Source organism: Beduini sp. (assembly GCF_047239305.1).
Lineage (GTDB): Bacteria > Bacillota_I > Bacilli_A > Erysipelotrichales > Coprobacillaceae > Beduini.
Window position 1 is genome coordinate 33,911 of the sequence record NZ_JBKTEM010000008.1, and the last position, 24,676, is coordinate 58,586.

Sequence of the window (24,676 nt, forward strand, 5' to 3'; positions counted from 1 at the left end):
GGTTATGAAATTAAATTATTTAACAATTATGGTAAGAGATATTGAAAAATCGGTAGCTTTTTATCAGGAATTGGCTGAATTAAAGGTAATCAGAGAAATGAATCCAGGAGCTGGAAAAATTGTGTTTTTGGCAAATCAGGAAGGTCAAACAATGTTGGAACTCATTCAATTTGATCATGCAGATAAAGTATTAATTAAAGGAATGGTGATGAGTTTTGAAGTGAAAGAAAACCTTGAAGAAATACGTGAAAAAGCAATAGTGAAAGGATATTCGCCTAGTGAAATTATTGAGAAAGGACCAAAGCCAAAACATTTTAGAGTTCAAGACCCAGACGGTATTATTGTAGAATTTGGTATATAAGAAGTTATTTTAACTTATCGTTAAGGAGAGGTTAAACCATAAAATTCATCAATCAGTAGGTTCTATAATCACTATGATTCTATTTTTTTAACCTCTATAACTATTGCAGTTTAGTCATAATAAGAACGGAAAATAAGATCAGTTCAATATTTAAACTAGAATCTTCAAACTAAATAAAAATAGAATATATAATGAAATGAAGGATAGATTGAGCAGATAGTAAAATACATAAACCATCTAATGAGGGGGCATAAAATGAACAGCAATAGGCTAACTGTATCTGTTGTAATATTTTATCTTATAATATTCCTATGTATCGGTTCCTCTATAGCTGCTGGCTGCCATTTGGAAAAACATATTTATTTTTATAAGAATTATATTTCTGTTGGATCCCATTATCATATCTGCAAGGATGTTGTTTAAATATGGATTTAAAGAAGATAAAAATTTGTTAAATAGAATGCTGAAGAAAGTGGGAGCTGTTCTAGGATCCTTGTCTTTGGTGTGATTCTTAGTGGTCTATTCTTTTGGCTTTTTGAAAGAGGCTGCATATTTGCAATATATACGGAAATCATGTAATAGTCGAGGAGGGTGTTTGGCTGGATAATAATCATATCATTACATATGAAAAAAACTTTTTCTTTGTTAAACGTATTGATGATTATGAAAAAATATCTAAATAGCTAAAATGCGTTTGATTAAAACTATTTTGCTGCAAGGTGATAATCTTTAATAAGAATACACATTGATAGCACAAGATTTGACGTAAGGCTATAGGATCTAAAGAGAAGAAGGAAAATGGAAGAATAAGAGAAATGGCACATACATTAAAGAATCTAATGTATCAGAATTGGATATGTGTTCAAATCATTATGAATTGTGCATATGATTACACCTTAGCCAATTATTGAAGCAATAGATATTTTTATCCTTATTATCTAAAGAAATAGGAAGCATCAAAATAATAATATATTCATTAAAAAAGCATAACCAACATTCATAAAGGCTATGCTTTTTTATATACAAACAGCTTTAAATATAGGAAAGAGGGCTGATATTATTTGTAAAGCTTTTATATATTTTCAGAGAGTATAAACCATGTTTCGTCTTAAATTTCTACTGTGATAGAATAGGAAATGATTTTATACTACTGTACAGCTATGAGTTCTATGTGGATAAGATCGTAATATTTTTTAACATATTCTTTAAATAATAATCTCTATTTTTTGTTAAAAAGGGGTTAATGAGCAAATACTTCTTATAGAGATACTGCTTCAAAAATGTAAAATATAACATATAATGTTAAAATAATAATGAATAGAGTGTCTATAGGAGGAAATAAGATGAAAAGGGATCATCAGATCTATGCGGCAATTGATTTGAAATCATTTTATGCATCGGTTGAATGTCAAGAACGAGGCTTAAACCCTTTAACAACTAATTTAGTAGTTGCAGATTCAAGCCGAACAGAAAAAACAATCTGTCTCGCCGTTTCGCCATCTTTAAAAAAGTATGGGTTAGCCGGCAGAGCAAGATTATTTGAGGTTGTTCAAAAAGTAAAAGAAATCAATTATCAGCGGTTAAAAAAAGCAGTTGGGCGGAAATTTACAGGAGTTTCCTTTGATGATTTAGAATTGCAGAAAGATCCTAACTTAGAACTTTCTTATATAGTGGCAACGCCAAGAATGTCTTTTTATATTGAGTACAGTGCAAAAATATATCAGGTGTATTTGAAATATCTGTCACCTCAGGATATCCATGTTTATTCTATTGATGAAGTTTTTGTCGATATCACAAGTTATTTACACACAAATAAAATGACAGCTAAAGAATTTATAAAAAGGATTATTATAGATATATACGAAACCACAGGAATTACGGCAACAGCTGGGATCGGAACAAATCTTTATTTATGCAAGGTCGCAATGGATATAATGGCAAAGCATGTTAGAGCGGATAAAGATGGAGTCCGAATTGCACAGCTCGATGAATCACGATACCGTCAATATTTATGGAGTCATACACCATTAAGAGATTTTTGGCGAGTAGGAAGAGGTTATACAAAAAGACTGGAGAAATTAGGGTTATACACGATGGGGGATATTGCAAGATGCTCCCTTCATAATGAAGATTTATTATATGATGAATTTGGCATTAATGCGGAGCTGCTGATTGATCATGCGTGGGGATATGAGTCCTGTTCTATGAAAGATATTAAGGCATACCGTCCCGAAAATCAAAGCATCGGCAGCGGACAGGTATTGAGTGATCCCTACGACTTCAAAAAAGCAAGACTGGTGGTAATCGAGATGGTGGATCAGCTTGCCCTTGATCTCGTTGATAAACAGCTGGTGACCGATCAAATAATACTTACTGTCGGTTATGATAAAGACAACCTTGCAGATCACAGTTCTTTATATAGAGGAGAAATAACAACAGATTACTATGGGCGCAAAATACCTAAACATGCTCATAAAAGTATTCAGCTTGACATGTTTACCTCATCTTCTAGTTATATTATTGAAAAAGTTTTAAGCGCTTATGATAAGGTTGTGGATAAAAAATTGTATATCAGAAGAATCAATATTTCTGCCAATCATGTAAGGTATGAGGGGGAAACCCAAAATCAGGAGATTGTTCAGCAAATGAATTTATTTGAGGATAATGAAGCAATAGAAATACAAAGAAAAAAGCAAAAAGAAGAATTGGAAAAAGACAAAAGAATACAACTGGCAACATTAGCGATTAAGAAAAAATATGGAAAGAACGCAGTTCTAAAGGTAATGGATCTTGAAGAAGGAGCAACCGCTATTACTCGTAATAAAACGATTGGCGGACATAAGGCTTAGAGATAAACTATGAAAAAAGATATACATCGTTATGAGGATATTATCAATATGCCCCGACCTGTTACTAAGAAACATCCGCAGATGGCAAGACAGGCTCGTGCTATTCAGTTTGCTCCCTTTGCAGCCCTTACCGGACATAAAGAACGAATTGTGGAAGCTGAACGCTTAACTACTCAAAAGAAAGAGCTTGATGCAAGCCAGCAAGAGATCATTAATAGGAAATTACAACAGCTGCTTAGAAACATTGATGATTGTCCAGAGGTCACAATCACGTATTTTATTGCTGATTTAATTAAAACGGGAGGAAAATATATCACAATTACCGGGCAAGTAAAAAAGGTCGATTCCTGTGAAAAACGTATTGTATTATTAAATGGAACTATCGTTAAGATCAGTGATATCTGTCAAATTGAAATACTATCAAGTTCCAATGAGTACAATGGTTAAGTATTATTTATACAATTAATCTGATCGATTATATTAATCAGAGTTTAGAATATTTTCTGTATATCACTTATGAGAGTGATATTTTTAATTCCTTATAAAAGAAAATGACTTAGTAGTGGGTCAATGCTATAATGGGTACATGAAAGTTCTTTATGAGACATAGAAATAATTAAAATGAGTGCGGGAAGGAGAAATGATGATGGAAGGAATGCGATATAAATTTATCGGGAAACCTTATTTATATTCATCTACAAATGATGTAGGTGGTTGGACCATTGTTCCTTTCCCCAAGGCTTTATCAAAAGAAATAAGAGATAATTTTAAACATTTGGAAGAAGGCTGGGGACGAATGAGAATTACCGCTAAAATTGGTAATAGCGAGTGGCAAACCTCTATTTGGTATGATACTAAACAAGGGACTTATTTTCTCCCATTAAAAGCTGTAATTAGAAAAAAAGAAAAGATAATATGCGGTCAAGAGGTAAATATCGTCATCTTGATTTAATTAACTCATCTTTAGAAGGATTAAATCATATTGGAGGCAATCATGTATATAAAAAAAGTAATGAGTGGGAAAAAAGATTATTTAGATTTATTGTTATTGGCTGATGAACAGGAAAATATGATTGATCTATACCTTGACCATGGAGATATGTTTATTTTACAGGATGATGGGATTAAAGCGGAGTGTGTGGTTACAAAAGAGGCTGATGGTGTTTATGAACTAAAAAATATTGCAGTATTGCCCGGTCAGCAGCGAAAGGGATATGGTAAATCTCTCATCGAATCTTTATTTGCTTCATATCCGGATTGCAGGGTCTTATTTGTTGGAACCGGAGATTGTCCTTCTGTTCTTTCTTTTTACCATAGCTGCGGCTTTATAGAATCACATAGAGTAAAAAACTTTTTTGTTGATCACTATAATCACCCCATGTTTGAAGACGGTAAACAACTCATTGATATGATTTATCTTAAAAAGGTACGCTAATATATACCAATTTATAAAGAGGAAAAGAGATAACTATATGAGAAGAATAGATCAGGATACAATAGATTAGAAAGCAGGATACAAGTCACGATAGCGGTAGTTGTCGTGTATTTTTATGTTATTGTATAATTCTGTCTTAAAATAATAACATTGTTCTTTCTTACTTTTAGTTGTCAGCCATGTTGTTTTTATTAAGTTTTGTCATAGTAAAATCCCCTCTGCCGATTTATTCAGCAAAGGGGAATGTATCATTATCTAAATAATGGTTTTATATAAAACTATTTTATCTAACTTTCAACCGTTTCCTTAATAAGCTGTTTATCATACATTTTCATAAAAGGCAGTATAATCGCAATATCCAGTACTAATAGAATTGCCCATAAAATCACGGCTTTAAAATCCATAGTCGAAAGGAAAGCAGCAAGTGGCGCCGGGGTTGTCCATGGTACGGTTAAATACATCTTACCCACGATACCTGTACTCATGGAGATATAGGCAATAGTAACATTAAGTAATGAACTCAGGGTTATTCCGAAAAATGTATAGACATTTAAAACGGTAGGAATACCAAAAATTAGTGGTTCATTAACATTAAATGCGGTTGATATCGGTGCTACCTTACTGATTGATTTTAATTGCGGAGATTTACAGAAAATGATTAATGTAATCAAGATAGCAGTATAGGTAAGCCAACCTCCATAAATACTATTGAAAGAACCCGCGAAAATAGCGGTCATTGGTTTTCCGGCGTTATAACCTTCTAGGTTTAAAGCAATATTAGCGGTAGTGACAGGGGTAACAACTGCACTTACCATGTTGTTGCCATGAATTCCGAAGAACCAAAAGATTTGCGTTAATAATGTAATAAATAAAATAGAAGGCAGTGATCCGGTTGCCGATAGTAATGGCTGGAAGATTTTAAAAACCAACTGTGTTAGTCCAGCTCCGGTCATAGAAGTGCATAATAGATTTATTCCAAAGAAGATAAAAGTTGAAACGATCAATGGAATCAAGACTTCAAATGGACCGGATACATTAGGCGGTACAGATTTAGGCATATTGATTTTTATATTGTGTTCAATTAAAAAATGATTGATCTCTACTCCCACGATAGCGACAATGATAGCGGCAAACATACTGGAAGCACCCAATTGTGCCGTAGGAATGGCACTCACTGTTGCTTCACCTACTTTATAGGCTTCCGGTGCAGCCGATATACAGGTAAAAATAAAGGTTGTGACAAGTGTATTTGCGATGGCGTTCATCTTATAATGAGAAGCTAGTTTGTAAGTAATCCCCGCAACGACATAGATGGAAATAATACCGATGGTCAGATTGTAAGGAATCATCAGTATATTAGAATATTGGCTGGCCCAATCTTTCCATGCCAGCATAAACTGATAAAAGAAGTTTGTTCCTTGCAAGTTAGCACTGACAGGCGGTGAAGAAATTAAAATCGACAATCCACCAATAATGGTAAATGGTACTAAATACGTTAAACCATCACGAATGGAAGCAAGATGGCGTTGACTGCTTAACTTAGATGCTGTAGGTAAAATAAACTCTTCAATTTTTTCTTGAATTTTAGTAATAAATAAGTTTTGATTATCCATGTTTGTATCCCCTTTCACTTTGTAATTTTATTCTATTATAAATTAATAATTAATTCAATATATTTTTATATAAATAGTATAAAATATTCATAATATTGATTTAATGGCGATTTAATGCTATTATGTTTAATATATAAATATTTAATACGTTAATATTTAAAAAAATAAAGAATAAAATATACAGGAGGAATAAAAATGGATATTGCAATACAAAAAAGAAATATTACCCCGGACAAGGCCTGCTTTATGGGCGGTTATGAGCGACAGCAAAAAAGTATAGGGGTTTTAGATGAAATCGATATGATCAGCTGTGTAATGAAATTTGACAAAGAGATACTGATTTTTTGTTCCATCGATACAATTTGTATAGAAAAAGAATTTAGAGACGCTTTGGCAGATTATTGTAAAGAGGAATATGGTGTATGTGACGATCAATTTAATCTTTCTTGCATTCATACACATTCTGCTCCGGCAATTTTTAAACTGCCAACATGCAATGAAGCGTGTGAGGAAGAATTGAAGGAGAAAGCTTTTGAATATTTTAAAGAAGATATTGCGCTATGTATGAATAACTTACAGGAAGTGACGTGTACTTACCGTACAGGATTAATAGATGGCTGCTATGGAAACCGTAATATTAAAGGTGGAAGTCAGGATAAGGAAGTTCTTACGATGACCTTTTATCAGCAGGAAAAGGCAGTGGCGATGCTAGTGAATATGGCATGTCATCCGACTATTTTAAATGGTGATAATCTGTTGCTGTCTTCCGATCTGTTAGGGAATATACGTGAACAATTAGCTGCTTATTATCATGTTCCGGTTATTTTATTTAACGGTGCCTGCGGTGATGTCAGTACACGATTTTATCGAGAAAATCAGCAATCGAATGTTGTAGAGCTGACTGCAGAAAAAGTGGTAAAGCAGATTATTAATCATAAAGAGGAGCCAATCGAGATAGCTTTTATTGGCAAAGGAACATTTGGTTTTAAAACGACGTTTGATATTAAACAGGATGAATGGACAAATAGGGAAATTAAACGTATCCAGCAGGATTTAAACAATGATTTAAAAAAGTATCGCTTTGAAAAAAACTTGCTGCATCGTTTAGAGATGAAAATGAGTAGGGGAAAGATAGAATGTGATCTGATGAGTCATGTCTATGTCTTTAATAAGCTTCTTATCGTCACGATTCCTGGAGAATTGGTTTCAAAAGTAGGTTTAGCACTTAAACACAAATATCATGATTATCATGTCATCATCATCACCTATTGCAACAACTATGTATCTTATTTGGTGGATAAGGAAGATTATGGAAAATATTTTGAAAGCTATGTGGCAATTACTAAAAAAGGAACTGTGGAAACATTAATAAATGGAATTACAACTAAGATTGATCAATTATTAAAAAATAAATAGATATAAAAAAACTGCAATGAAAGAACAATTTAAATTCATCTTGCATCAACAGATGAAAATATTTTCTAACATATTGCAGTTTTTATAATGTCGTATCATGTTTTTCTTTATCAATCAGTAAAGCTAAATGAGAAGTCAGTAAATCTACAAAAACGAAGAATTCCACCTGACTTTCTAATCTTAACGAATAATCATTTCGTACAGCAGGAGGCAGCACTGCCATATAGTCGACTTTATTTTTATATTTATTAGCTTGTGTCATCGTAATTAGCAGTACTTTAGCTTTAAATTCATTATCTAAACTATCATAAAGAGCTTCTAAAGCACCTTTTGAGGCACGAACAGAAAACACGATGATAAGATCGTCTTTTTGAACAATCTCCTTAATATCGCTTATTTCAGTATATGAAACACTGCTTGAATAAAGCCCGAGCTTTCTTAAGTTAATTTCAAACAAGCGGGCGGGAAGAAAACTCTGACCTACTCCGGTAGTAAAAATATGCTTTGATTTGAAGATACATCGTGCTAGTTCAAATAATCTTTCTTTTGTCATAATATGATCAAGATCTTTTAATAAACTGATATAGTTTTCAATGGCAGGCAGATTAAAATTTCCACTTGATTCCTTTTCACTGGTTTTAATTTTCGCGTAAGAATAAATCGCAAATTTAAAATCGGCATACTTATCAAAACCAAGTTTCTGGCAAAAGCGCGTAATGCTGGGCTGCGACACTTTACATATTTTTGCCAAATCGACAATGCTGTTGCGGGGAACTATTTCCGGATCAGCTTTGATTGTTTCATATATTCTTAAATCACTCTTAGAAAAGTTGTCAATATTCATTTCCATTTTCAAAAACGGGTCCATAAAACCACCTCTTTTTAATATTGTACTAAAAAGTAAAGGAATAGTATATAAAATTTTGTCTGAGAAGGAAATCAAATTCAATGGTATTACTTTTAAAATAAGATCAATATTCCTTCATTATGTTTTTATTTTCTTTCAGCCTATATTTTATGTCCTTTTTAAGAAACTAAAAGAGTTTCCTTTTATTATTATGAAATACAGCATAATATTTAATCCTAGCTGTCTTGTCACTAATGGAAATATTGATATGATTGTTGCTGTCATTTCGCATTAAAGTAATATTTGTCCTAAAATGCAGCAAAGCAGAAGAACGAACTATTTCATTAAAAACAGTTTTATCATTTTGAATTAAAAGGTGAGATATTTTGAAAATGACTTCTGCTATGAAAAATGGACTGGTAATTTGATAGGTTCCATAACTTAGATACCAATATGGACATTACCTTATTTAAAAATAAAGGATTAGGAAATTTTATTTGTTTTATGATAGAATTAGTAAAAAGGAGGTTACTATGAGACTGTTATTTAAACAAAGACTTTTTTCATGGCTGGATAGTTATGATATATATGGTGAAAATCAACAAGTTTTATATACTGTTGAAGGCAAATTAAGCTGGGGGCATTGCCTTCATATTCATAATGATCATGATGAGCATATTGGGACGATCAAAGAAGAGGTTTTGACTTTCCTGCCTAAGTTTAATATGTATGTTCAAAATCAGTATATCGGGCGTATTTATAAGGAATTTTCTTTTTTCAAGCCTGTTTTTCGCCTTGATTGTAACGATTGGCAGGTTAATGGAGACTTATGGCAATGGGATTATCAGATTACAGATGCCCATTCCCATTTGATTGCGACTGTTTCCAAAGAGGTGTTTCATCTCACGGATACTTATGTGATTGACGTACTGGATCCACAAAATGCATTGTATGTTTTAATGATTGTTTTAGCCATTGATGCGGAAAAATGTTCACGTCGTAATTAAATATAAAAACTTTATTCATAGTTGCCTAGTTGCCGCTATTTCATCACATAAGATCGTATCATTATTCTTTCGTTTGTATTTTGAAGCATTAATGGAACATAACAATTTCATACTGTACTTATGAAAATGGCTGTCTCAACTCATCTTATTGCGTTGTAGCTTGATATAATTAGAATAAGAAAAAGGAGGATTTAAAGGTGAACAGATATGAAGAGGGTTTAAAATTAATTGAGGAAAGCTGCGGAAACGGAAAAGATAATGTTATTGGTCTTGCGACTGTTGCATTGGAATTAAATTCGGATGGAAAACCACGCCCTTGTATTCGTGATGTAGACGCTTATTATGAAAACGGTGTATTTTATGTTTCAACCTGGGGAAAATCCAATAAAATGCAGCAGATTGCACAAAATAATGAAGTAGCCTTTGCAGTGAATTTTGAGGGGATATCAGGAAAAGGGATTGGTGGGAATTTGGGATGGGTTTTAGATCCTAAAAATGCAGATATTAGAATGAAATTGCGTAAAGCGTTCAGTGATTGGTACGATGATGCAAACGATGAAAAAAATGAAAACTGTGTTATTTTAGCGATCTACATCACTCAGGCTGTAATATTTAGAGATCATGGGGCTGTATACTATCATCTTGACTTGGTTAATAAAAAAGAAATCCAAGATACAAATTAAGTTAAATATTTAAATTTATCATTCATCACTATTTTAATAGGCTAGAATGAGAAGATCAGTACTTACAAAATAAGTGCTTTTTTTGTTTGATTTACACCATTAAATCTAAAATATGGTACACTGATGATAGTAATGAAAGAGATAATTATAAATAGATAAATGGAGGATAAATATGGAAGGAGAATTTATAAACTTAATCCCAGAAAATCTGGCGAGTGAACACGTAAGCTGTATCATCCGTACAAAGAAAGTCCATCAGGGCATAGAAGGAAAACGTCAGTGGCTTGCAGATCGGTTGAAAGAAGGACATGTTTTTAGAAAGCTGAATGAGAAGGCGACTGTGTTTATAGAATATGCGCCTTGTGAAACGGCATGGACTCCGATTATAGGTGACAATTACTATTATATGTATTGTTTATGGGTGGATGGCGCTCATAAAGGGAAAGGCTATGCAAGCTCACTGATGGAGTACTGTATAGCGGATGCGAAAGAGAAAGGAAAATCCGGTATCTGCATGCTAGGGGCAAAAAAACAAAAAGGTTGGCTTTCGGATCAGTCCTTTGCGAAAAAATTTGGTTTTCAAGTGGTAGATACGACAGAAAATGGATATGATCTGCTTGCTCTTTCTTTTGATGGAACGTTACCTAAATTTGCACCTAATGCGAAAAAGATGGAAATCGAGAGTAACGAACTGACGATCTATTATGATAAGCAATGTCCTTATATCGATCAATATATTCAAAGGATAAAAAAATATTGTGAACTAGATGAAATACCTGTTAATTGGATTCTAGTAGATACATTGGAAAAAGCCAAGGCATTGCCCTGTGTGTTTAATAATTGGGCAGTCTTTTACAAGGGTAAATTTGAGACAGTCAACTTAGTAGATGCCACGTATATAAAAAGAATAATGAAAAAATAAGAAACATTAGAAATATTTTTGATCTTATCCTAGGTAAATAAGAGTCATGTAGAGAATGAAATAGATATGAAATTTATAAAGGAGATCTTGAATGAAAATTCGATATATAACGCCTGCAGACGATAGGATGGTAATAAGCAAAATATATGCAGAAAGCTGGAGATATGCTTATCAAGGCATGATTCCTCAAGACTATTTGAATTCCCTTTCAGATGGACAATGGATACCCCATTTAGCCAATCCGAACCGAAAGATTTTACTTTGTATGGAAGGTGATATAATGGTTGGAACATGCAGTTTTAGTCACTCTCAATCAGAACAGTTTAAGGGCTGGGGTGAAATTATTTCGATCTATTTATTGCCTGCTTATATGGGTAAAGGATATGGAAAGACACTGATTAATTTTGCATTAAAAGAATTAAAAAGGCTAGGGGATCGTAAGATCTTTTTATGGGTGCTTGAAGAAAACAGGAAAGCAAGATGTTTTTATGAAAAGATAGGATTTAAACCAACTGATGATTATTTAAATGTTGAAATGGGTGGTAAAGAAGTAAGAGAAATCAGATACATCTATGAAGACTGAGAAATTTTAGATCTTAGAAGAGTTTATCGCTGTATAACTCTCTTAGTTGATGAAGATCATGATTATACAAAAAAGAGCTAGAAAATTATATCTCTAGCGCTTTTTACTTTATTCTATTGGAATGTATCTCTTCTGTTCTACTTGTTTTATCGTATCTTTAGGAATTGAAATCTTCAATTCACCATTATCAAATGATGCTTTAATATCTTCTTCTTTAATACTGTCACCAACGTAGAAGTTACGCGTGCAGCTGCCGCTGTAGCGTTCACGTCTAATAACATGTCCTTCTTCATCTTTTTCTTCATTATTAATATCTTTGGATGCATTAATAATTAAATAACCATCTTTTAGTTCCATTTGAATATCTTCCTTTTTATATCCGGGAAGTTCCATGTTCAATAAATAATTTCCATCTTTTTCAACAATATCCGTACGCATATGTTCCGTTGAAACATGCTGGAATGGATCATGGAATAAATCATCAAATAAAGAATCAATTGCAGGTAGGAATTTCATAAAACATCGCCTCTTTCTTTTATAACTTTTCATCAAAATGATTCTCAGTAATAACGCTGGGAAATGAAATATACTACCTCGTTAGGATACCTCTCCTAACTACAATTTTATTATATCATAATTTTTAGCACTGTCAATATTTAAGTGCTAAAAATAAAGCTTTATGTAATAGTTTAAAAAATTATGGGAGTTATTCTACTTGTCTTGTTCAGCATATTTTGTTTGTTAGAATGATGGATTGAAACTACGGAAAAAGTAAGAATGACGTTATTACTAGAGAAAATCTTTTTTTAATTTTTGAAAATTGTACCGCTGTATGAAACATGTTTCATAATTTAAGATATTGATACGAAAGCCTTTAGAATTCGTTATAATAAATTATAAATATACTATGGGAGGAAAGTAAAAAACAAAACTTTAAAAAGAAAATCTGATCTTATGAAGCTGAAATTAAGATACTGGGAACTTCGTATAATCTAAAAATTTTTGTTGGAAGATAATTATCGTGATCGTTGTATCGATTACAGCACTATTCAACACCATTTAAAGTAGAGTCACTATAAATAGACTGAATATCATTTCGCTTTAAGAAAGCTATGCAAATTTAGAACCTCAATGAGAGCTAAGGTTCATGATACAAGAGATAGGGATCAAAATGAGAGTTCCCATGTTTATCAGGGATTGAGGGTGATTGTTTATTGACGGCTAATATTAATTTTATTAGGCGGAAATTTGATACTATATCTATAGGGTACCAGTGACTCTATAAAAATAAAGAGAGAGAGGAATCAAGATGAAACATAGAGGAATTGTAAGTGGATATAAAGGGATGGTTTCTTCCGCCCATACATTAATCTCCGCATCTGGTTTAAAAGTATTAAATCAGGGAGGAAATGCGATGGATGCCTGTATTGCGATGGCTTTGACGAGCGGGGTTGTATTGCCGGATATGTGTGGATTGGGTGGAGATGCTTTCATGCTTTACTATGATGCTAAAACGAAAAAAATTACAGCAATAAACGGTTCCGGAGGAGCACCTGCACATGCAACCTTGGAATATTTTAAAAATAATGGCTATGAAAGAGTTCCGGGAGATGGAATCTTATCAGTAGCTGTACCGGGAGCGGTAGATGTTTATTTTGAATCCTTGAAAAGATACGGGACAATGAGCTTTGAACAGGTAAGTCAAGATGCTGTTGATCTGGCTGAAAACGGTGTTCCCGTATCTGAAAAAGTGGTTAGACACATGCACACAGATTATGATAAAATGTGCAAATTTAAGAATTTAAGTGATATTTTCTTAAATGAAAAGAAGCCATATGAGTTTGGAGATCTTGTTTATAATAAAGATTATGCAGATAGTATTCGCTATTTGCAAAAACATGGGAGAGATGGTTTTTATAAAGGGGAACTAGCTGATAAAATTGTTGAGTATTCTAAGAAAAAAGGCGGTCTATTTGAAAAAGAAGATTTTATTAACTATCATTGTGATATCCTAGAGCCTATTTCAGTAGATTATAGAGGCTACCGTGTTTATCAGACACCACCGGTTTCACAAGGTATTATTCACTTGGAAGAGTTGGCTATTTTAAATCAATTTGAAATGTCAAAATACCAGCCGGACAGCGCTGAAGCGATTCATTTGATGGTCGAAGCAAAAAAGGTTGCCTTCCATGACCGTATGAAATATTTTGGTGATCCTGATTTTGTTACTAACCCAATCGAACAGCTATTAAGTACTGAATATACAAGTAAAATCGCGTCAATGATCAAGATGGACAGCTGTTTGAATGAATCAGATATATTTGAACCGGATTTAGGACATACTACAAGCATGATTGCAATTGATAAAGAGGGAAATGCGGTATCATTCATACATAGTATTTCTGCTACATGGGGCTCAGGAGAAATTGTTGACGGTACCGGTATTTTATTGAATAATCGTGCGGGAACAGGCTTTAACCTTAAAGAAGGACATCCAAATGTGATTGCTCCCGGAAAAAAGACGATGCATACTTTAAATACGTATCTGATCACAGATCAATTCAATAATTTAAGATATATCGGAAATACTCCTGGAGGAGATAACCAGCCTCAATGGAATATGCAGGTTGTCTGCAATCTGTTAGATTTCGGACTGGATGTGCAAAGTTCTGTAGAACATGGAAAATGGGCAGATATGCATACGATTCATAGTGATGGATCAGTTTCCCATGTTTTAAAAATCGAATCACAGGTAGGAGAAGAAGTGTTGAATCGCCTTAAAGAAATGGGACATGAACTGCTTATTATTGAACCGTTTACTTGTTCCGGGGCATCTCAAATCATAGAGGTTCGTGAAAATGGATTAAGATTGGGCGGCAGTGATCCACGTGCGGATGGAGCTGCTATGCCGGAAGTATAATTGAAATGGAGATATTGATATGAAAGAATTTTGGCAATTATATTTAATTTTTGCTCGAATAGGAAGTATTACCTTTGGCGGTGGCTATGCCATGCTGCCCATTCTTCAAAGGGAGCTAGTAGAAAATAGACAATGGGTGAGTGATGAGGAACTGATGGATTACTTTGCTATCGGTCAATGTACACCGGGGATTATCGCACTAAATGTATCCACCTTTATTGGCAATAAGCGAAAAGGCATTCTTGGTGGTATTATCGCAACGCTGGGATTTATTACGATCCCTATCATTTTGATTATTATCATTGCCCTTTTTCTAAATAACTTTTCTGAATATGCCGTTGTTAAAAATGCATTTGCCGGAATTCGAGTATGTGTATGTGTACTGATCTTGAATGCAGTGGAACGTTTATGGAAAAAATCAATCATCAGCAGGACTACATTTTTGTTGTTTGCGGTGATCTTCTTATTAACAATTTTTACCGAGATACCATTATATCTATTAGTTATTTCTTCTGCAGTGGCAGGAATCGTCATTAATGCTTTAGAAAGGAGCCACGAACAATGATTCTGTTACAATTATTTATTGAATTCTTTAAAGTAGGGCTATTTTCTATTGGCGGCGGATTAGCGACATTGCCATTTCTTTATCATTTGTCAGATACAATGCAGTGGTTTACACATGCAGATATTGTCAATATGATCGCTATCGCTGAATCAACACCGGGAGCAATCGGAATCAACATGTCTACTTATGCAGGATTTACAACAGCGGGATTTTTCGGCGCAGTGATTGCTTCAATCGGACTTGCGGCACCGTCTGTTATTATTATATTAGTAATTGCGAATCTGCTTAAAAAATTCAAAGAAAATAAACATGTACAAAGTGCTTTTTTAGGATTAAGACCAGCTTCTTTGGCGATGATTGCGGCTGCCGGAATTAGTGTTGTCAAAGTGTCTTTAGTCAATATACCTGCCTTTGAACAGACAGGTCAAGTTCTTGATCTATTCGTATTACCTGCTATCCTATTAGGGGTTGTACTTTATATTTTGTCAAAAAAAACAAAATGGAATCCGATTGTACTTATTGCTTTAAGTGCGGCAGCAGGGATCATTTTCCAATTTGCCGGTGCTTAGAGAAAAGTATAAGAAAACTTTATACACTGATAAAATATTACTTTATTTATAAATTTACTCACTTAAATATTCATAAAGATATGAGAATAAGACAACTCATATCTTTTTCATATAGTTTTTAACTATGGCAAAATATGTAATATAGGTATTTGTTATTTTATGAATACCCCTATAAGATAAATATATAAGATGGAAATATATCCTTTGATAAAGTTAGATTAGTAAAATAGATAGTTTAAATGGGTGTAAGACAATCTAGTTTGGTTGGAAATGATTTGTTATAGGAAGGTCTTCATCGATATGCTGGTTATGATAAAGTCAGCAAGCTGTGTATAAGACAGAAATAAAAATGAATGATCAGATGTATTAGGAAGAGGGGGCGAATTAAAATGAATAAAATATTAGTGGTTGTTGGCAGTGGAACTAAAATGGGGAATACCGATCAATTAGCTGATTCATTTATTAAAGGGGCAACAGATGCAGGACATCAGGTACATAAAGTCAATTTAACGGAGCATATAGAAGGATGTCGTGGCTGTGGAGCTTGTCAACGAAATGGAAATCATTGTGTTTTAAATGATATTATGCAAGAGATTTATCCATTATTTAAAGAAGCAGAAATGTTGGTTATGGCTTCACCGCTCTATTTTTGGAGCATTTCCGGCAGATTAAAAAGTTTTATTGATCGCTTATATGCAATATCTACAGAGGATGAATATCCTCATAAAGATACAATGCTGTTAATGACCAGTGGGAGCAAAGGATTTTATGCCTTTGAACAGGCAGTTTCATTTTATCGATTCTTTATAAATGCCCTCGGCTGGACAGATCGAGGCATGATTCTTGCAAAAGGATGTAAGGGGGAACCGGGACATCGCCTTATTGAAGAGCATTATTTGTTAGAAGCTTATAGATTAGGAAAAACAATTTAAACACATGCTCCTGAAGTGGAATGATGACTGTTAATGGATCGATAGTACAAACGTATTATAGGATGGTACATTAACCAAGAATGTAAAAATAAACAGTACGAAGCTTCAACAATATCTTCGTATTTTTTTATATCAATATGGAATATTAAGTTATTTCCAGTTCCTCTTTTTTAAATATTAGTATGCCTAATAAACATGGCTTTCTATTTGATATAGGTATTTGATATTTCAATAATGTGAACCTAAAATAAGATGAAGGAGGGGAACTTATCATGAACCAACTATCAAAAGAGAGCATTAAACGAAATTTAGAGGATGCCGGCTGTGAAACACAGACTATAGAGACATTTTTAAACTATAGAGAAACTGAAACTTTGCAGAAACAAATATTATTTTTGAAATGCCAAAGATGTGGATTATTGGAAGAACTACATCAGGCTCAAAAGAAAATCGATTGTTTAGATTATTTAATTTATATATTGAAAGTAGAAATGACAAACAAAGATATGTCATTGAAATGATAGGTTAACTCTGATAATTGATTTACATAAATAAGGAGGAATTATAAATGGAATTAGTGAAACAGAAATATTTAAGTGGAGAAAGAGCTTTATTCCAAAGTGAAGGAATGAGAATAGAAGATTCAGTTTTTGCTGATGGGGAGTCTCCATTAAAAGAAAGTAAAAACTTGGAAATAGATCAGAGTGTTTTTAAATGGAAATACCCACTATGGTATTGTCAAAATATACAAATGACTAACTCAGCATTACTGGAAACAGCACGTTCTGGGATCTGGTATACACATCATATCCATATTCAAGACAGCGTTATTGAAGCACCGAAAACATTCAGACGTGCAAGTGATATTACTTTAGAAAATGTGGATATGCCTTTAGCTGAACAGACATTTTGGAATTGTCAGGATATTAAATTGAATAAAGTCTCTGTTCGAGGAGATTATTTTGCCATGAATAGCGTCAATATCACAGCAGATCATTTAAACTTAACGGGAAACTATTGTTTCGATGGAGCAAATCATATTGTTGTGAGAAATTCCAAACTGCTATCTAAGGATGCCTTTTGGAACTGTGAAAATGTAACAGTATACGATTCAACCATCATTGGGGAGTATCTAGGGTGGAACTCTAAAAATATAACATTTATTAATTGTACAATTGAGAGCCTTCAAGGTTTATGTTATATGGAGAATGTGAAACTGGTAAACTGTAAATTAATGAACACATCGCTGGCTTTTGAGTATTGCTCTAATATTGAAGCAGATATTCATTCACATATTGACAGTATTAAAAATCCGATTTCCGGAGTGATCCGTGCACAAAGCATCGGAGAAATTATTTTAGAGGAAACTAAGATCAACCCTGCAGAAACCAAAATTGTTGTTGAAAATAAAAGCTATAATGAAACAATTCAATCTGAATGTGTACATTGCTAGAATGTTGAAAAATATAAAAATGAGCTAGGTGGCGGACAATGAAAATATATCGAGTGATTTTAATCATTTTACTCGCCTTATTGATGACCGGTTGTCAAAATAAATCAATTCAGGAACCCGATGCTTTAAATTCAGAGGTGGGGAAGAGTGAGATGAAAATAGAAGTATTATGTGAGAATAAAAGAGTTGTTTTTCAGCTAAATACGAGCAGTGCAAGCAAATCCTTATATGATCAGCTGCCTTTAGAAATCGCAGTAAGTGACTATGCGCATAATGAAAAAATTTTTTATCCGCCCAATTCACTAGATCTAAGTGATACCCCTATGGCAACAGGAGATCAAGGAACCTTAGCATACTTCTCACCATGGGGAGATGTGGTCATGTATTTTGGGAGCTTTGATGCCTATACCGGACTTTATGAATTAGGGTATGTCATAGAAGGTGAAGAGTGGATAAGTGAATTAATAGGAATAATTTCTATAAATAAAATTGAAAGTTAGATGAGGTGAAAAAGATGTATGACTTTTCAAAATTAACCAATCGATTTAATACGGATTCATTGAAATGGGATGTAATGGAGCATGAGTTACCGATGTGGGTGGCAGATATGGATTTTGAAACTGCCCCGGAAATTGTAGCGGCATTAGAAAAAAGAGCAGCTCATAAAGTATTTGGTTACAATATTGTTCCCAAAGAATACTTCGAGAGCATTCAGAAATGGTGGGAAACACGTCATCATTATTCTATTCAAAAAGATTGGATGATGTTTTGTACCGGAGTAGTTCCGGCGATCTCTTCTATTGTCAGAAAAATAACGACAGTGGGGGAGAGCGTTCTAATCCAGTCTCCGGTATATAATATTTTTTATAATTCAATTTTAAATAATGGACGCCACGTCTTATCGAGTGATTTAGTTTACCATGACGGAGAATATCATATTGACTATGAAGATTTGGAAAAGAAACTAGCAATGCCGCAAACAACGCTGATGATTTTATGCAATCCTCATAATCCGATAGGAAAAATATGGAAAAAAGAAGAATTAAAACGTATTGGAGATTTAGCGGCAAAACATCATGTTGTGGTGGTTTCTGATGAAATCCATTGCGATATTGTTGCTCCTGATAAAGAATATATACCTTTCGCAAGCGTTTCAGAAACTAATTTGAAAAACAGTATTACTTGTATTGCACCGACTAAGGCATTTAATTTAGCGGGATTGCAGACTTCTTGCATCGTTGTTCCTAATGAGATATTGCGTCATATGGTCAATCGAGGTATTAATACTGATGAAGTGGCGGAACCCAACAGCTTTGCTGTGACGGCATCTATCGCTGCTTTTGAAAAAGGTGGGAATTGGCTTGATGAATTAAGGGCGTATATCGAAAACAATAAGCAAACGACAGAAGCCTATATAAAAAACAACCTCCCTGATCTTTATGTCGTGCCTAGTGAAGCCACTTATTTGTTATGGATTGATTGTTCAAAGTTCTGTACAAACAGTGTAGAACTTGTACAGTTTATTAGGGAAGAGACAGGATTGTATCTTTCTGATGGACTTGAATATGGTAAAAATGGTGAAAGTTTTGTGCGTATGAATGTTGCTTGTCCACTGGAACGATTGTTAGATGGGTTAGAAAGGTTAAAGGTGGGCATAGAAAAATATAAAATTAAAAACAGTTAATAAGATTTATAATAAAGATCAGTATTTATTAAATATGGAATGAAAAGAGGACAAAACATTGAAAAATGATTATATAAAAGAACTTAGCAGTCAGGTGGAAAGAAAGTCGGTTACTTATCAAAACCGTTATGGTTTCCAAATAGCCGGAGATTTGTATTCCCCTAAGAATAGGAATGAAGTAAAAAAATATCCGGCTTTGATCATAGGAGCTCCCTACGGCGGAGTAAAGGAACAGGGACCTTGTGTTTATGCTGATGAGCTGGCACAACGAGGATTTATCGTACTGACCTTCGATCAGTCTTTTATGGGAGAATCAGAGGGGAATCCTCGACATGTTTCTTCTCCGGATATCTTTACCGAAAACTTTAGTGCCGGGGTCGATTTTCTAGGACTGCAAAAATTTGTGGACAGAGAAAAGATTGGAGTAATCGGTATTTGTGGATCAGGTGGTTTTGCTTTATCGGCGGCACAAGTAGATACACGAATTAAAGCGATTGCCACAGCAAGTATGTATGATATGAGTGAGGCTATTAGAGGCAGCGGTCAATTAGACCAAACAGCCTTGCAATCTTTGAAAGAAAAACTCTCCATGCAAAGATGGAAAGACACCGAAAATGGCTATCCGGAATACATTCCCAGCTTTCCAATCGAACCTTTGAAAGAAGTTCCTGAAGGCTTAGATTCAACTTCTGAATTATGGTTCAGATTTTACGGATTAAAGCGTGGACACCACCCACGTGCAAGAGGTGGATTTACGACAACCAGCAGTTTAACTCAATTAAACTTTAGACTATTGGATTATATTCATGAAATCTCACCAAGACCGATCCTATTTATAATGGGAGATCGTGCTCATTCAAAACATTATAGTGAAATGGCTTATGCAAAGGCTTTGTGGCCAAAAGAATTATATGTGGTAGAGGATGCGGATCATATTGATTTATATGATCGTACAGATCGTATTCCCTTTGATAAATTGGAATCTTTCTTTAAAGAAAATTTATAGGTTTTTATATGTATAGAAATAATCACCGTATTAGGTGGGTACATCTTTATTATTAAAGGAAGTGACAAAATAAAACCAGTTAGTTCGGACGTTGTTATATGATAAAGGACTGCCAAATTGTGCCAACTCTCAAAGTTAGACTATTAGTTTAACTTTTGGAGCTATATCAAATAAGGCAGTCTTTTAACGATTTAAAATTTATCGAGATTGAAGCTTGGCGGTACATCATTCGGATTAAAGTTTTGACCATCAAGATCAGATAAATCAAAATAGATGCGTGAATCTTGGGTTACACCCCAATCCTGCTGTGAACCAGCCGTTTTTTGGATCTTATTAAAAGCTTGTCTGAACATTGTATTATGAGCTTCTTCGCGGTTTAATAAGAAATCGATGGTTTCTCTTACCCCCTGATCGTCAATTTGACGATACAAGTTTTGATAGACTACTTTGGCACGCTGTTCAGACGCTATATCAGATAGGATGTCAGCAGCGAGATCACCGGTTTCATTTACATAAGCAGCAGTCCATAAATAGCCGGATGCATTCGCCAACATTGGGGTTAATCCACTTAGGACATGCGCTTCAACATTTCCTATAGTAGCATTATTAGCATTAGGTTTATCTCCATTCAATAGGTTAATGAGTTGAGCAATCATCTCTAAATGACATAACTCCTCTGTAGCAATATCTAAGAATAAATCTCGGATCTCTTTATCACGGATACGAAAGCTTTGAGCGAAATACTGCATAGCAGCTTTAAGCTCACCTTGCGGTCCGCCTAATTGTTCCTGTAACAATGTGGCGTAGTTTGGATTAGGTTTATCCACTTTAACAGGATGTAAATAACGACTTTCATATTTAAACATAATTTATTCACCTCATAGTTATTATTGCTTGATTTATAGAGAATTATTAAAAAATGTGAATATTGATAGTTTTTGACTGTAAAAAATACTATCAACATCATATTTATGAGCAGCTTATAAATTTCTGAGTATCTTCAAATTGTTTATTTACTGGTATAAAATGAGTGGGAAATTTGAATGAATAGGGAGGATTTATATGGCTGTTTTATATTTAGAAATTGTTTTTTAAGTTATTATACTACTTTTAGTGTTACACCGTCCGTTGTATCAGGCCCTAATTAGGTGGTTTAACGGTATTGCTTTTTCATATCCCAATGCAAATGGTACTGACACAGGTAATGCAGGTCTTTTCAAATTGAAATTCACTGCAGATTTTAGTTTCTTTATATCTGATTACTTTCTTACAAAAATGTTGGAAGCAAGACAGCAAATTAAATTTGTACAGTAGAATCTTAATGGTCTCTTTCATAGGCGAGTCAATGCAAGCGGAGCACCTTTATTTATTGGTTTATTGCCTTTAGCAGCAGATTATTTTCATGTGAGCTTAGGTGATCCGATTCGTAAAACATTACCTAAGACATTAATATTCTGTGCATTTGCTATTGTTTACTACAATATTGTGATCTATCTTTTTTAGTCTGAAGAGAGATTTTTAAAAGAAATCTGTTTTTTATGATCGTCTTACAAAGTAAATTTGATTGTGACTAAGATATAAATATAGTAAGATGAAGATAAGAAAGACAGGGGGAGATGTTATGCTGATTGAACAAAAACTAGAAGAAATAAAACTTACCTCTGCTCAGCAAACAGTAGCTCAATATCTTTTAGATAAGCGCAGTACAATCGAGTGCATGACGATTCATGAGCTGGCAAAGCAGACTTATACCTCTACGGCTACGATTATCCGTTTGGCAAAAAAATTGGGATATAATGGCTATCAGGAACTAAAAGATGACTTTTTAAAGGAAATTCATTATTTAGATACTCATTTCAACAATATTAATCCGAATTATCCTTTTGATCCAAACGATAATATTCAAAAGATTGCCGTTAAAGTATCCGTGCTGGAAAAAGAAACCATTGAAGATACATTGACATTGATTGATCATGATTCTTTGCAGAATGCAGTTTGGACAATGAAAAAATCACGACAGATTCATTTATGTGCGATCTCTTATTGTCTGCTTTTAGGACAGATGTTTAAATTAGATATGATGAGAATCGGGGTATCCGTGAATATCTGTGATCTAAGTGGTGATGAACTATTTTTGCCAGCTCTTGCAGATAAAGAGGACTGTGTTATTTTTATCTCTTATTCAGGACAGATTGATAAATTGTGCTTGCTGGCAAAACAGGTGAAGAAACAAGGAGCAAAAGTCATTGTGATATCTGCATTAGGCAATAATGAATTGAAAAAATATGCCGATAGTGTTTTAAATATTTCAACCCGTGAAAAGCTGCTGTCAAAAGTAAAGGGATATGCCAATGAGGTCAGCATAAAACTAATTTTAGATATTCTTTATTCCTGTTTTTTTGCGATTGAGTATCAAAGAAATAATGAAAAGAGAATTGAAATCAGTAAGTTTGCAGAAACGAGTTCCTATTCAACAAAGCGAAATTCAACAATAGGTGTCATGAAGGAAGAATAGCGTCATAAGAGTACGATTTTGGTTCCTTATTATTCTTTTTATCGAAACGTGAGGTCAATAGAATGAAAATCACTTATCTTTAAAAAAGAAATGGACTAATATTTTGATGATACAAAAGTGAGTAAGGGGGAGAGTATTATGCTGCATTATTTACCTGGTTGTGACGTAAGAAAAAATCATCCTGAGGCTGTTTCAAGGATGCAGGCGTATATGGAAAATAAAGGTATTGTAATCGATCAATGTTGTCGGATAAAGAATAAATTTTTACAGGATGGAGATACTATCATTCATAATTGCACGCTGTGTCAGCTCATCTTAAATGAGGTTTATCCCAATAATGAATGTCTTAGCCTCTATGAATATGTTTTAAATGATCGCAGTTTTCCTTGGGTAGATCATCAAGGTGAAATGATTACAGTTCAGGACTGCTGGCGATCACGAAACAACAAACCATTACAGCTCGCAATAAGAGAATGTCTAAAAAGAATGCATTATACTATTATTGAAATGGATGAAAATTATAGTAAGACGACTTACTGTGGAGTGTGGCTGAATAATGCTCCGGCAAAGGATTGTGTTGAGATTGCACCAAAAACCTTTGCAAGGATTACAAAGAATCATTTGCGTTTGCTTTCATTAGAAGAACAAATAAAAAACATGGAACAGTGGGTTCAGCAATACACTACAAAACAGATTCTTGTTTACTGTAATGGCTGTGAAAAGGGTATCAGGCTTGGTGGAAAACAACCCATTCATTTGATTGAACTGCTGTCAGAAGGATTATAATCATTAACAATGAAAGGGAAAAAACAATGATTTCAGAAATTATGAAGAAAATGATAGAACAGGCAAATGGGAATACACATGATATTCACCATTTTATTAAAGTATGGACCTATTCTAAAATAATTGGCGAATTAGAAAAGCTAGATGAGAATACGCAGTTGATTTTAGAGATTGCCGCTATCACACATGATATTGCCTGCCCTAAATGCAGAGAAAAATATGGCAATACTAACCATCATTATCAAGAAAAAGAAGGGATGGTACTTGTTTTAGAGTTTCTTAATGAGTTTGATCTTACCGATGAACAAAAAGCAAGAGTGGTATATCTTGTAGGACATCACCATACCTTAAAAGATATTAATGGACAAGATTATCAGATCTTGATTGAAGCAGATTATTTGGTCAATGCAGATGAAATGAATTTTTCAATGGAAAATATTAAAAACTTTGCAGATAAGGTTTTTAAGACTGGAACAGGATTGTCTTTATTGAAAACAATTTATAAATTATAAATCTTTTAATACTTTAAA

Annotated in this window: 26 protein-coding genes; 22 read left to right on the top strand and 4 right to left on the bottom strand. The window is 33.8% G+C overall.

The features are described 5' to 3' along the window. The first annotated feature begins 4 nt into the window (after positions 1-4). From ACLRVU_RS11005 to ACLRVU_RS11025, 5 genes are all read left to right on the top strand, one after another. On the top strand, positions 5-361 hold the full coding sequence (locus tag ACLRVU_RS11005; RefSeq protein WP_412891885.1) for a VOC family protein: 357 nt from the start codon (positions 5-7) through the stop codon (positions 359-361). 1,343 nt (positions 362-1,704) lie between these two features. After that, positions 1,705-3,210 carry a DNA methylase gene (locus tag ACLRVU_RS11010; protein WP_412891886.1) on the top strand — a complete coding sequence of 502 codons (1,506 nt, stop codon included), beginning with the start codon at positions 1,705-1,707 and terminating at the stop codon, positions 3,208-3,210. 9 nt (positions 3,211-3,219) lie between these two features. Beyond that, positions 3,220-3,657 carry a hypothetical protein gene (locus tag ACLRVU_RS11015; RefSeq protein ID WP_412891887.1) on the top strand — a complete coding sequence of 146 codons (438 nt, stop codon included), beginning with the start codon at positions 3,220-3,222 and terminating at the stop codon, positions 3,655-3,657. Between the two features lie 199 nt (positions 3,658-3,856). Continuing rightward, positions 3,857-4,162: a DUF1905 domain-containing protein gene (locus tag ACLRVU_RS11020; RefSeq protein WP_412891888.1), complete on the top strand. Its 306-nt coding sequence runs from the start codon at positions 3,857-3,859 to the stop codon at positions 4,160-4,162. A gap of 42 nt (positions 4,163-4,204) precedes the next feature. After that, the gene (locus tag ACLRVU_RS11025; RefSeq protein WP_412891889.1) at positions 4,205-4,645 is read left to right on the top strand and encodes a GNAT family N-acetyltransferase; all 441 of its coding nucleotides are present in this window, start codon (positions 4,205-4,207) and stop codon (positions 4,643-4,645) included. A gap of 287 nt (positions 4,646-4,932) precedes the next feature. Here the strand turns inward: ACLRVU_RS11025 and ACLRVU_RS11030 are convergent, their stop codons facing one another. After that, entirely contained in the window at positions 4,933-6,258 is a 1,326-nt protein-coding gene (locus ACLRVU_RS11030) for a PTS sugar transporter subunit IIC (RefSeq protein ID WP_412891890.1), read from the bottom strand. A 195-nt stretch (positions 6,259-6,453) separates the two neighbouring features. Here ACLRVU_RS11030 and ACLRVU_RS11035 point away from each other — a divergent pair, with 195 nt between their 5' ends. Then, complete coding sequence (locus tag ACLRVU_RS11035; protein WP_412891891.1) at positions 6,454-7,674, top strand: hypothetical protein; 1,221 nt, start codon at positions 6,454-6,456, stop codon at positions 7,672-7,674. 82 nt (positions 7,675-7,756) lie between these two features. Here the strand turns inward: ACLRVU_RS11035 and ACLRVU_RS11040 are convergent, their stop codons facing one another. After that, positions 7,757-8,542 (bottom strand): MurR/RpiR family transcriptional regulator, encoded by a 786-nt coding sequence (locus tag ACLRVU_RS11040; protein ID WP_412842484.1) that lies wholly within the window; start codon positions 8,540-8,542, stop codon positions 7,757-7,759. A gap of 512 nt (positions 8,543-9,054) precedes the next feature. On the opposite strand from ACLRVU_RS11040, the gene ACLRVU_RS11045 reads away from it, so the two are divergent. From ACLRVU_RS11045 to ACLRVU_RS11060, 4 genes are all read left to right on the top strand, one after another. Next, positions 9,055-9,528 carry an LURP-one-related/scramblase family protein gene (locus ACLRVU_RS11045; RefSeq protein WP_412891892.1) on the top strand — a complete coding sequence of 158 codons (474 nt, stop codon included), beginning with the start codon at positions 9,055-9,057 and terminating at the stop codon, positions 9,526-9,528. A gap of 197 nt (positions 9,529-9,725) precedes the next feature. Continuing rightward, positions 9,726-10,211, top strand: coding sequence for a pyridoxamine 5'-phosphate oxidase family protein (locus tag ACLRVU_RS11050; protein WP_412891893.1), 486 nt, complete (start codon positions 9,726-9,728; stop codon positions 10,209-10,211). Positions 10,212-10,383: 172 nt separating this feature from the next. Further along, entirely contained in the window at positions 10,384-11,133 is a 750-nt protein-coding gene (locus ACLRVU_RS11055; protein ID WP_412891894.1) for a GNAT family N-acetyltransferase, read from the top strand. A gap of 91 nt (positions 11,134-11,224) precedes the next feature. Further along, positions 11,225-11,716, top strand: a complete 492-nt coding sequence (locus ACLRVU_RS11060; protein WP_412891895.1) for an N-acetyltransferase family protein — start codon at positions 11,225-11,227, stop codon at positions 11,714-11,716. A 108-nt stretch (positions 11,717-11,824) separates the two neighbouring features. Here the strand turns inward: ACLRVU_RS11060 and ACLRVU_RS11065 are convergent, their stop codons facing one another. Next, positions 11,825-12,232: an Hsp20/alpha crystallin family protein gene (locus ACLRVU_RS11065; RefSeq protein WP_412891896.1), complete on the bottom strand. Its 408-nt coding sequence runs from the start codon at positions 12,230-12,232 to the stop codon at positions 11,825-11,827. Positions 12,233-13,025: 793 nt separating this feature from the next. On the opposite strand from ACLRVU_RS11065, the gene ggt reads away from it, so the two are divergent. The 9 genes from ggt to ACLRVU_RS11110 all read left to right on the top strand — a co-directional run bounded on the left by ggt (position 13,026) and on the right by ACLRVU_RS11110 (position 20,845). Further along, positions 13,026-14,636, top strand: coding sequence for a gamma-glutamyltransferase (gene ggt, locus ACLRVU_RS11070; protein ID WP_412891897.1), 1,611 nt, complete (start codon positions 13,026-13,028; stop codon positions 14,634-14,636). A 19-nt stretch (positions 14,637-14,655) separates the two neighbouring features. Further along, on the top strand, positions 14,656-15,201 hold the full coding sequence (locus ACLRVU_RS11075; protein WP_412891898.1) for a chromate transporter: 546 nt from the start codon (positions 14,656-14,658) through the stop codon (positions 15,199-15,201). Then, positions 15,198-15,770 carry a chromate transporter gene (locus ACLRVU_RS11080; RefSeq protein ID WP_412891899.1) on the top strand — a complete coding sequence of 191 codons (573 nt, stop codon included), beginning with the start codon at positions 15,198-15,200 and terminating at the stop codon, positions 15,768-15,770. The genes ACLRVU_RS11075 and ACLRVU_RS11080 overlap by 4 nt, the downstream gene beginning before the upstream one ends. Positions 15,771-16,159: 389 nt before the next feature. Continuing rightward, a complete protein-coding gene (locus tag ACLRVU_RS11085) occupies positions 16,160-16,702 on the top strand; it encodes a flavodoxin family protein (RefSeq protein WP_412891900.1) in 543 nt (180 codons plus the stop codon). 272 nt (positions 16,703-16,974) lie between these two features. Then, positions 16,975-17,223, top strand: a complete 249-nt coding sequence (locus ACLRVU_RS11090) for a hypothetical protein (RefSeq protein WP_412891901.1) — start codon at positions 16,975-16,977, stop codon at positions 17,221-17,223. Positions 17,224-17,270: 47 nt separating this feature from the next. After that, positions 17,271-18,155 carry a DUF3737 family protein gene (locus ACLRVU_RS11095; protein ID WP_412891902.1) on the top strand — a complete coding sequence of 295 codons (885 nt, stop codon included), beginning with the start codon at positions 17,271-17,273 and terminating at the stop codon, positions 18,153-18,155. A gap of 38 nt (positions 18,156-18,193) precedes the next feature. Next, the gene (locus ACLRVU_RS11100) at positions 18,194-18,655 is read left to right on the top strand and encodes a cyclophilin-like fold protein (protein ID WP_412891903.1); all 462 of its coding nucleotides are present in this window, start codon (positions 18,194-18,196) and stop codon (positions 18,653-18,655) included. 14 nt (positions 18,656-18,669) lie between these two features. Next, entirely contained in the window at positions 18,670-19,839 is a 1,170-nt protein-coding gene (locus ACLRVU_RS11105; RefSeq protein WP_412891904.1) for a MalY/PatB family protein, read from the top strand. A 58-nt stretch (positions 19,840-19,897) separates the two neighbouring features. Further along, positions 19,898-20,845 carry an alpha/beta hydrolase gene (locus ACLRVU_RS11110; protein WP_412891905.1) on the top strand — a complete coding sequence of 316 codons (948 nt, stop codon included), beginning with the start codon at positions 19,898-19,900 and terminating at the stop codon, positions 20,843-20,845. 191 nt (positions 20,846-21,036) lie between these two features. On the opposite strand, the gene ACLRVU_RS11115 is transcribed toward ACLRVU_RS11110, so the two are convergent. Beyond that, entirely contained in the window at positions 21,037-21,711 is a 675-nt protein-coding gene (locus ACLRVU_RS11115; protein ID WP_412891906.1) for a manganese catalase family protein, read from the bottom strand. Positions 21,712-22,466: 755 nt separating this feature from the next. On the opposite strand from ACLRVU_RS11115, the gene ACLRVU_RS11120 reads away from it, so the two are divergent. The 3 genes from ACLRVU_RS11120 to ACLRVU_RS11130 all read left to right on the top strand — a co-directional run bounded on the left by ACLRVU_RS11120 (position 22,467) and on the right by ACLRVU_RS11130 (position 24,658). Beyond that, on the top strand, positions 22,467-23,360 hold the full coding sequence (locus ACLRVU_RS11120) for a MurR/RpiR family transcriptional regulator (protein WP_412891907.1): 894 nt from the start codon (positions 22,467-22,469) through the stop codon (positions 23,358-23,360). A 138-nt stretch (positions 23,361-23,498) separates the two neighbouring features. Next, positions 23,499-24,146 (top strand): hypothetical protein, encoded by a 648-nt coding sequence (locus tag ACLRVU_RS11125; RefSeq protein WP_412891908.1) that lies wholly within the window; start codon positions 23,499-23,501, stop codon positions 24,144-24,146. Between the two features lie 26 nt (positions 24,147-24,172). Further along, positions 24,173-24,658, top strand: a complete 486-nt coding sequence (locus ACLRVU_RS11130) for an HD domain-containing protein (protein WP_412891909.1) — start codon at positions 24,173-24,175, stop codon at positions 24,656-24,658. Positions 24,659-24,676 lie beyond the last annotated feature (18 nt).

Excerpts from the sequence above, each read along its gene's own strand:
- ACLRVU_RS11035 (WP_412891891.1), top strand. The coding sequence starts at position 6,454 with ATGGATATTGCAATACAAAAAAGAAATATTACCCCGGACAAGGCCTGC.
- ACLRVU_RS11095 (WP_412891902.1), top strand. The coding sequence starts at position 17,271 with ATGGAATTAGTGAAACAGAAATATTTAAGTGGAGAAAGAGCTTTATTC.
- ACLRVU_RS11090 (WP_412891901.1), top strand. The coding sequence starts at position 16,975 with ATGAACCAACTATCAAAAGAGAGCATTAAACGAAATTTAGAGGATGCC.
- ACLRVU_RS11080 (WP_412891899.1), top strand. The coding sequence starts at position 15,198 with ATGATTCTGTTACAATTATTTATTGAATTCTTTAAAGTAGGGCTATTT.
- ACLRVU_RS11055 (WP_412891894.1), top strand. The coding sequence starts at position 10,384 with ATGGAAGGAGAATTTATAAACTTAATCCCAGAAAATCTGGCGAGTGAA.
- ACLRVU_RS11020 (WP_412891888.1), top strand. The coding sequence starts at position 3,857 with ATGGAAGGAATGCGATATAAATTTATCGGGAAACCTTATTTATATTCA.
- ACLRVU_RS11100 (WP_412891903.1), top strand. The coding sequence starts at position 18,194 with ATGAAAATATATCGAGTGATTTTAATCATTTTACTCGCCTTATTGATG.
- ACLRVU_RS11045 (WP_412891892.1), top strand. The coding sequence starts at position 9,055 with ATGAGACTGTTATTTAAACAAAGACTTTTTTCATGGCTGGATAGTTAT.
- ACLRVU_RS11115 (WP_412891906.1), bottom strand. The coding sequence starts at position 21,711 with ATGTTTAAATATGAAAGTCGTTATTTACATCCTGTTAAAGTGGATAAA.
- ACLRVU_RS11015 (WP_412891887.1), top strand. The coding sequence starts at position 3,220 with ATGAAAAAAGATATACATCGTTATGAGGATATTATCAATATGCCCCGA.
- ACLRVU_RS11040 (WP_412842484.1), bottom strand. The coding sequence starts at position 8,542 with ATGGACCCGTTTTTGAAAATGGAAATGAATATTGACAACTTTTCTAAG.
- ACLRVU_RS11085 (WP_412891900.1), top strand. The coding sequence starts at position 16,160 with ATGAATAAAATATTAGTGGTTGTTGGCAGTGGAACTAAAATGGGGAAT.
- ACLRVU_RS11130 (WP_412891909.1), top strand. The coding sequence starts at position 24,173 with ATGATTTCAGAAATTATGAAGAAAATGATAGAACAGGCAAATGGGAAT.
- ACLRVU_RS11125 (WP_412891908.1), top strand. The coding sequence starts at position 23,499 with ATGCTGCATTATTTACCTGGTTGTGACGTAAGAAAAAATCATCCTGAG.
- ACLRVU_RS11005 (WP_412891885.1), top strand. The coding sequence starts at position 5 with ATGAAATTAAATTATTTAACAATTATGGTAAGAGATATTGAAAAATCG.
- ACLRVU_RS11010 (WP_412891886.1), top strand. The coding sequence starts at position 1,705 with ATGAAAAGGGATCATCAGATCTATGCGGCAATTGATTTGAAATCATTT.
- ACLRVU_RS11105 (WP_412891904.1), top strand. The coding sequence starts at position 18,670 with ATGTATGACTTTTCAAAATTAACCAATCGATTTAATACGGATTCATTG.
- ACLRVU_RS11065 (WP_412891896.1), bottom strand. The coding sequence starts at position 12,232 with ATGAAATTCCTACCTGCAATTGATTCTTTATTTGATGATTTATTCCAT.
- ACLRVU_RS11025 (WP_412891889.1), top strand. The coding sequence starts at position 4,205 with ATGTATATAAAAAAAGTAATGAGTGGGAAAAAAGATTATTTAGATTTA.
- ACLRVU_RS11075 (WP_412891898.1), top strand. The coding sequence starts at position 14,656 with ATGAAAGAATTTTGGCAATTATATTTAATTTTTGCTCGAATAGGAAGT.
- ACLRVU_RS11030 (WP_412891890.1), bottom strand. The coding sequence starts at position 6,258 with ATGGATAATCAAAACTTATTTATTACTAAAATTCAAGAAAAAATTGAA.
- ggt (WP_412891897.1), top strand. The coding sequence starts at position 13,026 with ATGAAACATAGAGGAATTGTAAGTGGATATAAAGGGATGGTTTCTTCC.
- ACLRVU_RS11060 (WP_412891895.1), top strand. The coding sequence starts at position 11,225 with ATGAAAATTCGATATATAACGCCTGCAGACGATAGGATGGTAATAAGC.
- ACLRVU_RS11120 (WP_412891907.1), top strand. The coding sequence starts at position 22,467 with ATGCTGATTGAACAAAAACTAGAAGAAATAAAACTTACCTCTGCTCAG.